At 66.1% G+C, this 11,667-nt stretch carries 8 protein-coding genes; 3 read left to right on the top strand and 5 right to left on the bottom strand.

Annotated elements, in window-relative coordinates:
- The 5 genes from HHL13_RS17745 to HHL13_RS17765 form a co-directional block, all read right to left on the bottom strand.
- Window positions 1–771 carry an ABC transporter permease gene (locus HHL13_RS17745; RefSeq protein ID WP_169557282.1) on the bottom strand — a complete coding sequence of 257 codons (771 nt, stop codon included), beginning with the start codon at window positions 769–771 and terminating at the stop codon, window positions 1–3.
- Window positions 768–1,709, bottom strand: coding sequence for an ABC transporter ATP-binding protein (locus tag HHL13_RS17750; RefSeq protein WP_169557283.1), 942 nt, complete (start codon window positions 1,707–1,709; stop codon window positions 768–770). The genes HHL13_RS17745 and HHL13_RS17750 overlap by 4 nt, the downstream gene beginning before the upstream one ends.
- Before the next feature lie 71 nt (window positions 1,710–1,780).
- Complete coding sequence (locus tag HHL13_RS17755) at window positions 1,781–2,524, bottom strand: DsbA family protein (protein WP_169557284.1); 744 nt, start codon at window positions 2,522–2,524, stop codon at window positions 1,781–1,783.
- Complete coding sequence (locus HHL13_RS17760; protein ID WP_169557285.1) at window positions 2,521–3,912, bottom strand: M48 family metalloprotease; 1,392 nt, start codon at window positions 3,910–3,912, stop codon at window positions 2,521–2,523. Before HHL13_RS17760 ends, HHL13_RS17755 begins: the two co-directional genes overlap by 4 nt.
- Window positions 3,913–4,046: 134 nt before the next feature.
- The gene (locus HHL13_RS17765; RefSeq protein ID WP_206377118.1) at window positions 4,047–6,776 is read right to left on the bottom strand and encodes a ribonuclease E/G; all 2,730 of its coding nucleotides are present in this window, start codon (window positions 6,774–6,776) and stop codon (window positions 4,047–4,049) included.
- 719 nt (window positions 6,777–7,495) lie between these two features.
- Here HHL13_RS17765 and HHL13_RS17770 point away from each other — a divergent pair.
- From HHL13_RS17770 to HHL13_RS17780, 3 genes are all read left to right on the top strand, one after another.
- A complete protein-coding gene (locus HHL13_RS17770; protein ID WP_240953891.1) occupies window positions 7,496–8,680 on the top strand; it encodes an N-acetylmuramoyl-L-alanine amidase in 1,185 nt (394 codons plus the stop codon).
- Window positions 8,681–8,851: 171 nt separating this feature from the next.
- Window positions 8,852–11,371: a transglycosylase domain-containing protein gene (locus HHL13_RS17775; RefSeq protein ID WP_169557287.1), complete on the top strand. Its 2,520-nt coding sequence runs from the start codon at window positions 8,852–8,854 to the stop codon at window positions 11,369–11,371.
- A 21-nt stretch (window positions 11,372–11,392) separates the two neighbouring features.
- A complete protein-coding gene (locus tag HHL13_RS17780; protein WP_169557288.1) occupies window positions 11,393–11,656 on the top strand; it encodes a hypothetical protein in 264 nt (87 codons plus the stop codon).
- Window positions 11,657–11,667 lie beyond the last annotated feature (11 nt).

The raw sequence follows: 11,667 nt of genomic DNA on the forward strand, positions 1-11,667 counted from the left end.
CTAATTCTTCAGCCGGTACCCGGTCCGGAAAATCGCCACGATCACGCCCATGCAGATCAGCAGGAACGCACCGGTAAAGCCCAGGCTCCAGCCCACCGCGATGTCGCCGCTGCCGAAGAAGCTCCAGCGGAACCCGCTCACCAGATAGACCACCGGGTTGAACAGGCTAACCGTCTGCCACGGCTCGGGCAGGTCCTTGATCGAATAGAAGGCGCCGCCAAGGAAGGTCAGCGGGGTGATCAGCAGCGCGGGGACGAAGTTCAGCTGCTCGAACCCCTTGGCCCATACGCCGATGATGAAGCCCAGCATCGAGAAAGTGACCGAAGTGAGGATCAGGAAGGCGATCATCGCCAGCGGATGATCCACCCGCAGATCGACGAAGAACAAGGACGTCGCGAGGATGATCAGCCCGATCACCACCGATTTGGTCGCCGCCGCGCCGACATAGCCGATCACCAGCTCCAGCGCGGAGATCGGCGCGGAGAGCAGCTCGAACACCGTTCCGGTGAATTTGGGGAAGTAGATGCCGATCGACGCGTTCGAGATGCTCTGCGTCAGCAGCGTCAGCATGATCAGACCGGGGACGAGGAACGCCCCGTAATCGACATCGCCGATGCTATCGATCCGGCTGCCGATCGCGCTGCCGAAGACGATGAAATAGAGCGAGGTGGTGATGACGGGCGTCGCGATGCTCTGCCACAGGGTGCGCAGGGTGCGCGCCATTTCGAACCGATAGATGGCGAGGATGCCGCGCCAGTTCACGCCGGTCATGCCGCGGCCCCCTCTTCACGATGCTCGACAAGGTCGACGAAGATGTCCTCGAGGCTCGACTTGGACGTATCCAGATCCTTGAACCCGATGCCCAGCTCGGCCAGCTTGCGCAGCAGCGAGGGGATGCCGGTCCGCTCGGCCTGGGCGTCGAACACGTAACGCAGGCGATGGCCTTCGTCTTCGAGAGTCAGGTGCCATTCGCCCAGTTCCGCCGGGATCGCGGTCAGCGGATCGACCAGCGACAGATCGAGCTCGCGCTTGCCGAGCTTCTTCATCAGCTCGGACTTCTCCTCGACCAGCAGCAGCTGCCCCTTGTTGATCACGCCCACCCGGTCGGCCATTTCCTCGGCCTCCTCGATATAGTGGGTAGTCAGGATGATCGTGGTGCCGCGCTCGCGCAGCTTGCCGATCAGCTTCCACATGTCCCGCCGCAACGAGACGTCGACGCCCGCCGTGGGCTCGTCGAGGAACAGGATGTCGGGCTCGTGGCTCAGCGCTTTCGCGATCAGCACGCGGCGCTTCATCCCGCCTGACAACTCCATGATCTTGCTGTCTTTCTTGTCCCACAGCGACAGGTCGCGCAGCACCTGCTCCAGATGCGCCGGGTTCGGCGCCTTGCCGAACAGGCCGCGGCTGAAGCGCACCGTCGACCAGACCGTCTCGAACATGTCGACCGACAATTCCTGCGGCACCAGCCCGATCTTCGTCCGGGCCTCGCGCGGCTGGCGGATCGCGTCGTGACCATCGACGATGATCGTGCCCGTGCTGGGCGTCACGATGCCGCAGATGATGCTGATCAGCGTCGTCTTGCCCGCGCCGTTCGGCCCGAGCAGCGCGAAGATCTCGCCGCGGTTGATGCTCAGATCGACATGATCGAGCGCCTTATGGCCCGAAGCATAAGTCTTCGAAACCTGATTGACCGATAGAATGGATTGCATGAAGCCCCCGGAGCGGAACGCTCGCGTAACGTAGGATCGCCCGGGGCTTGCGGCAAGGCTGGTAAAGAAAATTAACTTCGGGCGCGCGCCTTCTTCACCGCGGCTTCCAGCACCGAATATTCGACATAGCCCGGGATCACCTTGTCGCCGATCACCCACACCGGGGTGCCGGTGCCGCCCACGCTCTGGGCGAGGCGATGGTTGGTCGCCAGTTCGGTCTCGACACGCGGCGCGTTCAGCGCCTGACGCGCGCGGTTCAGGTCGAGCCCCGCAGTCGCCGCCGCCGCCGCGATGCTCGCTTCGCTCACCTGCCCGCCGGCATAGAGCGCTTCGTGGAACGGCTTGAACTTGCCCTGCTCCGCCGCCGCCAGCGCCCAGCGCGCGGCCAGCACGCTATTGTCGCCCAGCACCGGGAATTCGCGATAGACGATCCGCACCTTGGGATCGTTCTTCACCAGCTGCGCCAGCGCGGGCAGGCTCGCCCGGCAATAGCCGCAGGCATAGTCGAGGAACGCGACGACGGTCACGTCGCCCTTGGCATTGCCCCATTCTGCGCCGGGATAGGGCGTCTCGATCGCCTTGCGGTTCGGCGCGATCGCCTTGGCATATTCCTTCTCCTGCAGCTTCTCCATCGCTTCGGGCAGGATCTCGGGATGCTCGAGCAGATAGTTGCGCACCACCTGTTCGATCTTCGTCTTGTCGGCCCCGCCCCCGGCAAGCCGCTGGCCGCCCGCGAACAGCGCCGCGCCGAGCAGGGCGGAAAGGACGAACGCCCCGGCGAACAGCCAGGGATTGCGGGTCAGTCGGTCGATCATCGGGGGGTGAGGCTCATCCGGTTGCGGCGATTGTTGCGCTGGTCTTCGACGGCGGTCTGCGAGACCATCATGATGTCCTGCGCCCGGATCCAGTCGGGCGATCCCTGCGGCAGCCCGCCCATCGCTCGCCGCGAGCTGATCAAGGCGACGCCGACATCCCCGATCAGATTGGCGCGTTCGGCAGTGGCCAGCGCCACGCGCGCTTCGTCGCCCTTGCGTTCATAGACCATGCCGAGCTGATACCAGGCATAGGGGTTCTCGCGATCGCGCGCGACGGCCTGGCGCAGCACGCGCTCGGCTTCGGGCAGATGCGCGGGATCGTCGGTCGCCACCAGCGCATGGCCGAAGGTCGAGGCGATCAGCGGCTGGAAGTTCGTGCTCTCGGTCGCCTTGCGCAGCGGCACCAGCGCGCCGCGCGGATCGCCGCTCTCGAGCATGATCTGCCCTTCGAGCTCGAGGAAATAGGGATCAGCGGGATGCGCCGCTACCAGCGCCTCGGTCTCCGACCGGGCCTGATCCGGGAAGCCCTTGCGGTGATAGGCATAAGCGCGGGCATAGTGCGCGTACACCGACTGATCGCTCGGCGGATAGAGCTTCAGCGTCTGCTCCGGCTCGTTGACATAGCCGCGCAGCTTGGCCTGCACGCGCTTGAAGCGCACTTCGAGCGCCGGATCGGTCGGGGTGTTCCACGAAGGCTGCTTCTGCAGATCCTGAGTCAGCGTCGCCAGCCGCTCGCCGGACATCGGGTGAGTCTGGCCAAAGGGATCGACTTCGGGATTGGTGCTGTAGAAGCCGTAGCTGAACTGGAGATTCTGCAGCCGCTTGAAGAATTCCAGCATCCCGCGGCCGCTGATCCCCGCGGTATTGAGGAAGCGGACGCCCGCTGCGTCGGCCGAGCTTTCCTGGCTGCGCGAAAAGGACAGATATTTGCCGATCGCGGCGCGCTGGCCGGCCATCATGATCGCCATGCCGGCGTCGGGCGATCCGGCGGCGGCGGCGGCAAGGCCCAGTGCAAGGCTGAGCAGCGAGATTCCGCCATAGCCGCCGTCGCGCTGGAACACGGCATGGCCGCCGACGATATGGCCCAGCTCATGGGCGATGACGCCCTGCACTTCGTTGAGGTTGCCCGCCTTGTCGATCAGGCCGGTGTGAAGATAGACGACCTGCCCGCCCGCGACGAACGCGTTGATCGACGGATCCTGGATCAGCACGATCCGCACATTGTTGGGCGAAAGCCCCGCCGCCGAGATCAGCCCGCGCGACGCTTCGTTGAGCAGGGTTTCGGTCTCGGCATCGCGCAGCATCACCTGCGCCGTGGCGGGCCGCGCCGTCAGTGCGACGAGACACAGAAAGGCGAGCAGTGTTGCTAGACGCTTCATGCCCGGCATCATCGTCTCAAAATCCCCTGCTCGCAACGCCCCGGTTTCCGGTGCGCTTTCGGGCGTGCCGGATGAACGCCGGGTGACTGGCGGCTCCCGGAGTCATGCCCCGGAAGCCGCCCGATCACATCAGGCGCAGCGGATCACGCCCCGAAGGTGCGCTGCCACCAGCCGCGGCGCGGACCGCCTTCCGAATCGCCATCCTCGGCAACCGGCCCGGCTTCTGCGCCAGCCTCGACGGCAGGCGCTTCTTCGATCGCTTCGGCAACCGGCTCAGCCGGCGCCGCAACTGCCTTCTTGCGGCTGCGCGGCTTCTTCACCGGCGCTTCCTCGGCAACCGGCTCTGCCACCACTTCGGCGACCGGCTCAGCCACCGGAGCGGATTCGACCACTGTCTCGACGGCGGTCTCGACGGCGGCCTCGACCGGCGCTGCCTTCTTGCGGCTGCGCGGCTTCTTCGGCGCGGGTGCTTCGGCTTCCGGCTCGGCGGCGGCTTCGGCCGGAGCCTCGACGGCCTCGGCTACGGGTGCCGCTTCGGGCTCGGCCTTCTTGCGGCTGCGCGAACGCTTCGGCTTGGGCGCTTCGGCTTCGGCTTCGGGCTCGGCAGGCGCTTCGGCTTCAGCCGTCACCGCGTCCTCGACCGGCGCTTCCGATTCGGCTTCGCTCTCGGCAGCGGCATCGCCACCGCCCTGGCCGCCACGACGGCCGCCACGGCGACCGCGACGGCGGCGCTTGCGGCCCTCGCCGGTCTCGCCTTCGCCATCACCCTCGCGGGCAGACGCTTCCTCGCCCTCGGCAGATTCGGCGTCGACGCCCTCGGCATCCTCGGCGCCTTCATCGGCATCATCGGAACCTTCCGGACCGCCTTCCTCGTCACGGCCCCGGCCACGACGGCCACGGCGGCGGCGACGGCGCTTGCCACGACCTTCGCCGTCAGCTTCGCCTTCGGCCTCGCGACGCGGGCCGCGATCGCGGCGGGGCCGCTCCTCGGCCTCTTCCTCGGCATCTTCCTCGATTTCCTCTTCGTCGATCTCCTCGACGTAGTCGTCCTCGGGTTCCTCGATCAGCTGCGTGACGCGCGGGACCTTGGTCGGCGGCGGACCGCCCACCTCGACCGACATGCGCGCGCCTTCCAGCTCGCCATCGGGCGCGACTTCGATCGTGACGCCATAGCGGTCCTCGATCTCGGCCAGTTCCGAACGCTTGCGGTTGAGCACGTAGAAGGCAGCTTCCTGGCTCGCGCGCAGGAGGAGCTGGCTGCCACGGCCGCGGCCGGCCTCGTCCTCGATCATACGCAGCGCCGAAATGCCGGCCGACGATGCCGTACGGACCAGACCGGTGCCTTCGCAATGCGGGCACTGGCGGGTCGATGCTTCGAGCACACCGGTGCGCAGGCGCTGGCGGCTCATTTCCATCAGGCCGAACGCAGAGATACGGCCCACCTGGATGCGGGCGCGATCGTTCTTCAGCGCCTCCTTCATCGCCTTCTCGACCTTACGGACGTTCGACCCGTGATCCATGTCGATGAAATCGATCACGACCAGACCGGCCATGTCGCGCAGGCGCAGCTGGCGGGCGATCTCGTGCGCGGCCTCGAGATTGGTCGCGGTCGCGGTCTGCTCGATCGAATGCTCGCGCGTCGAACGGCCCGAGTTGATGTCGATCGAGACGAGCGCCTCGGTCGGGTTGATGACGAGATAGCCGCCAGACTTCAGCTGCACCACCGGATGGTACATCGCCGAAAGCTGGTCCTCGACTCCGGCGCGCTGGAACAGCGGCACCGTGTCGGCATAATGCTTCACGCGGCGGGCATGGCTCGGCATCAGGAGCTTCATGAACTCCTTGGCCTGACGATAGCCGTCCTCGCCCTCGACGATCACCTCGTCGATGTCCTTGTTGTAGATGTCGCGGATCGCCCGCTTCATCAGGTCGCTGTCGCCATAGACCAGCGCCGGCGCGGACGAGCGCAGCGTCTCCTCGCGGATGCCGTCCCACAGGCGGGCGAGATAATCGAAGTCGCGCTTGATCTCGACCTTGGTGCGCTGAAGGCCGGCGGTGCGGACGATGCAGCCCATCGACGGCGGCAGCTTCATGTCGGCCATGATCGACTTGAGGCGCTTGCGATCGGCAGCCGAGCTGATCTTGCGCGAGATGCCGCCGCCATGCGCGGTGTTGGGCATCAGCACGCAGTAACGGCCGGCGAGCGACAGATAGGTGGTCAGCGCCGCGCCCTTGTTGCCGCGCTCTTCCTTCACGACCTGAACCAGCAGCACCTGACGGCGGCGGATCACGTCCTGGATCTTGTAGCGGCGGCGCAGGTTCATGCGCTTGTTGCGCAGCTGGTCGGCGGCGCTTTCCTTGCCGCCGCCCTTGCGGCCACGGCCACGGCGGCGATCGCCGCCGGAGTCACCTTCGCTGCTCTCGCCTTCGGAAGATTCCGACTCCTCGTCGTGATCATGATCGTGGTCATGATCCTCGTCGCCATGATCGTCTTCGTCGACGGGGCGCTCGAGCACCTCGACGTCGCCGTCCTCATGATCCTCGTCGTGATCCTCCTCGGCGCGCAGCGCTGCCTCTTCGGCGGCGTGCTCGGCCTCTTCACGGAGAAGCGCATCGCGGTCCTCCTTGGGGATCTGGTAATAGTCGGGGTGGATTTCCGAGAAGGCGAGGAAGCCGTGACGATTGCCGCCATAGTCGATGAACGCCGCCTGCAGCGACGGCTCGACCCGGGTAACCTTGGCTAGATAGATATTTCCCTTGAGCTGCTTGCGCTCGGCGGACTCGAAATCAAATTCCTCGATCCGGTTCCCTTTGACGACCGCCACCCGGGTTTCCTCCCGGTGGCGTGCGTCGATCAGCATACGCATGGTCATTGAATATTCTCCGTGCGCGCCGGCCGGGCTCCCTTGGGAGCCGGGTCATGGCTGCGCGACATAGTGAGCGGTCCCGCTCGGCAGATGTGCCGAAGAGGGTCCCGCGGGTTTCGAAAAATGCCTCTGCTGCCATCGCACGTCCGGACGCGTGGTCCGGAAGCTTCGCCACCGTCGCGCGCCCGGCCATCAGGCCCAAGCGATGCGATTGGTGGGAAAATTGCGTCATTGCAGCGTCAACCTGAACTATCGCGGCGGATGTGGCCGCGGACACGTTCCGGTACAAGGACCGGAAGCTGAACGGGCACTAGCACCCCCTGTTAGATGCAGCAACCAGAACACCGATTTTGCGACAAATTGTTACGCCGGCGCCCTCGGTTTCGGCAAAAGCCGAAACGGTTGCGGCGCCGGCCCGCACCCCCACCCGGCCACCCAGCGGAAGTATATTCTATGGGCGGCCGGGTGGGGATGCGGGCCGGTGCCGCGTTCGACGAAGTCGAACCCGATTCTGACGCGGTCCTGACCGAGCCGATCAGAATGAATTCATGGCTACCCTGTCATTAACCGCATCGCTTCACCGCGACTTGAGAGGCTGACCTCTAGAGCGGTGCGGTCAGGGCTTTAAGCCGAGTATCGTTATCATGCATTTGGACTGGACCCCCCGCCAGTCCGCGCGGCATATCGCGCGGGTGCTATTATTTCTCGCCCTCCTCGCCGGTTGGATGACCGGCGCTCCGAGCTGGGCGGGAGCCGTGCAGGACGTGAAGGTCCAGGGTGACCGCGTGGTCATCCGCTTCAACGAACCTGTCCGCCAGGCGAGCGCCTTCATGCTCGCCGGTCCGAACCGCATTGCGGTGGATGTCGATGGCGCGACTCCCGGCGCGGCGCACCGCCCCGGCGGCGCGGTCGCGTCGATCCGCCAGGGTTCGCCCGACGGCAGCAATGCGCGAATCGTGCTCGATCTCGCGCGCCCGGCGATCGTCGCCGACGGCAGCTTCGGCAGCGATGGCCGTACGCTCACGCTTGCCCTGCGCACCGTGGACGACGCCCGCTTCGCTCGCGCCGCAGCCGAAGGCCGGATGAGCTTCCTGCCGCCGTTCAGCTACACCCAGGCCTCGTCGCGCCACAATTACAGCGAGCGCGTGACCGTGCCCGCCCGCGCCGCGCCTGCCCGCCTGCCGCGAATCTATGGCAACGACGCCAGCCGCCCGCTGGTGGTGATCGATGCCGGTCATGGCGGCCATGATCCCGGCGCGATCTCGCCCGATGGCAAGCTGCGCGAGAAGGACATCACGCTGCAGGTGGCGCTCGCCATCCGCGACGCGCTGGTCGCTTCGGGCAAGGTCCGCGTGGCGCTGACTCGCGACGACGACCGCTATCTGATCCATCGCGAGCGATTCGGCGTCGCCCGCCAGCTTGGCGCCGATCTGTTCATCTCGATCCATTGCGACAGCGCCGGAAACGCCACCGCTTCGGGCGCAACCGTCTATACCTTGTCCGAAACGGCATCCGACAAGGAAGCCGCCCGCCTCGCCGCCCGCGAGAACAAGTCGGACATCCTCGCCGGCGTTGATCTGGGCGACACCAATCCGGACATCTCGTCGATTCTGATCGACCTGACCCAGCGCGAGACGATGAACGCCAGCGCGGGCTTCGCCCGGCTGCTCGGCCGCGAGGCCCAGCCGCTGATCCCGGTGCGCGCCAACTATCACCGCTTCGCGTCGCTGCTGGTGCTCAAGGCGCCGGACCTGCCCTCCGTGCTGTTCGAGACCGGCTATATCTCGAACACGTCCGACGCCGCGTTCCTCGCTTCGCCCGAGGGCCAGCGCAAGGTGGCGCAGACGGTGCGGCGCGCGGTCGACATCCATTTCGCCACGCGCAACGCGACACGACTCGCATCACGATAGACCGAGATTCCTTGCCTGAACCGGGGAATGACCAGTGATGGTGGAAGGGTGAAACGGACGAATGCGGCGCCTTCTCCATTCGGCGGCGCGCCAGTCCCGAAGCCCTTCCACCATCATACCGGTTCCGGACCCGCTTTCATCGCGCGCGAATCTTGCTAAACCGCCCCTCGCATGGCCGACACCGATCTTTCCAACGTAAAGCTGCGAATCACGCGTGAGATCGGCGGTATCAGGGGCTGGTACCTTCGCGTCCACAATCGCTGGTGGTTCCGCACGATCGCGATTCTCGCGCTGCTCGCGGGGATTTTCTGGTTCCTCGTCTGGCTGCTCGTCGCGCGGCATCTGCCTTCGGTCGAGACGCTCAAGAATTACGAACCGCCGCTGCCCACCTATGTCCGCTCGGTCGAGGGCGTGCCGATCCACAGCTATGCCCGCGAACGCCGGGTCCAGCTGAGCTATGCCGAATATCCCAAGCAGCTGGTCAACGCCTATCTCGCCGCCGAGGACCGTACCTTCTTCGAGCATCACGGCGTCGACTATCCGGGCATCATCTCGGCGGTCTTCCGCAACCTGACCACCAGCGGCCGCCAGGTCGGCGCATCGACCATCACCCAGCAGGTCGCCAAGAACCTGCTGGTCGGCAACGAAGTCAGCTATGTCCGCAAGCTGCGCGAAGCGATCCTGGCGTGGCGGATCGAAGGCACGCTGACCAAGCCGCAGATCCTCGAGCTGTACCTCAATTCGATCGAGCTGGGCCGCAACGCGGGCGGCGTCGACGCCGCGTCCCATGCCTATTTCGGCAAGGACCTGAAACAGCTCTCGCTCGCCCAGATGGCCTATCTGGCGATCCTGCCCAAGGGGCCGGCCAATTACGATCCCGATCGCAACACCCAGCGCGCGCTCGATCGCCGCAACTGGGTGCTCGGACAGATGCTCGACAACGGCTTCATCACCAAGGCCGAGCGTGACGCGGCGGTCGCCGAACCGCTGGGCACCGTGCCGCGCCAGACCCCCAAGTTCGAGCGCGTCGGCGGCTATTTCGTCGAGGAAGTCCGCCGCCAGCTGATCGACAAGTTTGGCGAGACCAACGAAAACGGCAACAGCCCCTACAGCGTCTATTCGGGCGGCCTGTGGGTGCGCACCTCGCTCGATCCCGTGCTCCAGCTGGAGGCACAGAAGGCGCTTCGCGACGGCCTGATCCGCTTCGAGCGCGGCCGCGGCTGGTCCGGCGCGATCGGCAAGACCGAGATTCGCGGCGACAATTGGCAACAGGCGCTGCTCAACACCAATATCGGCCTCGATTACGAGGATTGGCGGTCGGCGATCGCGATCTCGCGCACCGGCGATTCGTGGAAGCTCGGCTTCGAGAACGGACAGACCGGCATCATGCCGCGCGGCCTCGCCTCGATGCCCGTGCGCGGCCAGGGCGGCGAAGCCTTCAACGCGATCAAGCCCGGTGACATCCTTGCCGTCGCGCCCCAGGGCGGCGCCTTCGCGCTGCGCAGCGTGCCCAAGGTGTCGGGCGGCATGGTGGTCGAGGATCCCCGCACCGGCCGCATCCTCGCGATGCAGGGCGGGTTCGATTCGCGCATCCAGTCGTTCAACCGCGCGACACAGGCCCAGCGCCAGCCGGGATCGACGATCAAGCCGATCGTCTATGCCGCCGCGCTGGAACAGGGGATGACCCCCGCCACGATCATCAACGACGCCCCCTTCTGCGTCTGGCAGGGCGCGCAGCTCGGCAAGAAATGCTTCCGAAACTTCGGCGGCACTGCGGGCGCGGGCCCGAAAACGATGCGCTGGGGCCTCGAACAGTCGCGCAACCTGATGACCGTGCAGATCGCCAACGAAGTCGGCATGGACAATGTCGTCGACCTGATCCAGCGGATCGGCGTCTCGAAGCAGAAATTCCCGCCCTATCTCAGCTATGCGCTGGGCGCGGGCGAGACGACCGTGATCCGCATGGTCAACGCCTATTCGATCCTCGTGAACAATGGCCGTGCGCTCAATCCGTCGCTGATCGATTTCGTCCAGAACCGCCGCGGCGAAGTGATCTGGCCCGATAACTGGCGCGCCTGCGACGGCTGCAACATGCCCGATTGGGACGGCAAGCCGATGCCGCGTCCGGTCAGCCGCGCGCGACAGGTGGTCGAGGCGATGAGCGCCTATCAGATGGTCCATATCGCCGAGGGCGTGATCCAGCGCGGCACCGCGACCGTGCTGCGCGATCTCAACCGCCCGCTGATGGGCAAGACCGGCACGACCTCGGGCCCGACCGACGTGTGGTTCGTCGGCGGCAGCCCGCAGCTGATGGCCGGCCTCTATATCGGCTACGACACGCCGACCAACCTGGGCGGCTATGCGCAGGGCGGCTCGATCGCCGCGCCGATCTTCAAGCAGTTCGCGGTCAAGGCGTACGAGAATCTCGAGCCCCTGCCCTTCATCGCGCCCGCCGGCGTCCGCATGGTCCGCATCGACCGGATGAGCGGCAAGCGGGTCTATGGCAGCTGGCCGGGCAGCGATCCCAAGGCCGCCGTGATCTGGGAAGCCTTCAAGCCGCAGAATGACGACGAGCTTCGCCGCAACCGTCCCGAAGAGGAAGAAGCGCCCAAAACCGTCAAGAAAACCGAGCGCCGCGAAGAAAAACAGGATGACAGCGAGTTCCTGCAGCGCGAAGGTGGTATCTACTGATCTCCAAGGGGAGGAACTGGCATGACGACCCGACTTTACGAACTGACAGAAATCACGATGCTCGACGTCGTCGCACCGGGCGCTGCGCCGCCTCCGCCTTCGGCTGTCGCGGCGCCGCCGCCGCCCTCGTCGCCGCAGCCGCTGTTCGAGCTGGTGACGGCAGCGCCGCCCCCGCCCTCCTCGCTGGCGGTCACCGCTGCGCCGCCGCCGCCGTCGGCCACATTCGTGACCGTCGCGCCGCCGCCGCCCTCGTCGCTGCCCGCGGAAATCCTCCGCGCGGCCTGACGCCGCCCTTT

The organism is Sphingomonas sp. G-3-2-10 (assembly GCF_012927115.1).
GTDB lineage: Bacteria > Pseudomonadota > Alphaproteobacteria > Sphingomonadales > Sphingomonadaceae > Sphingomonas.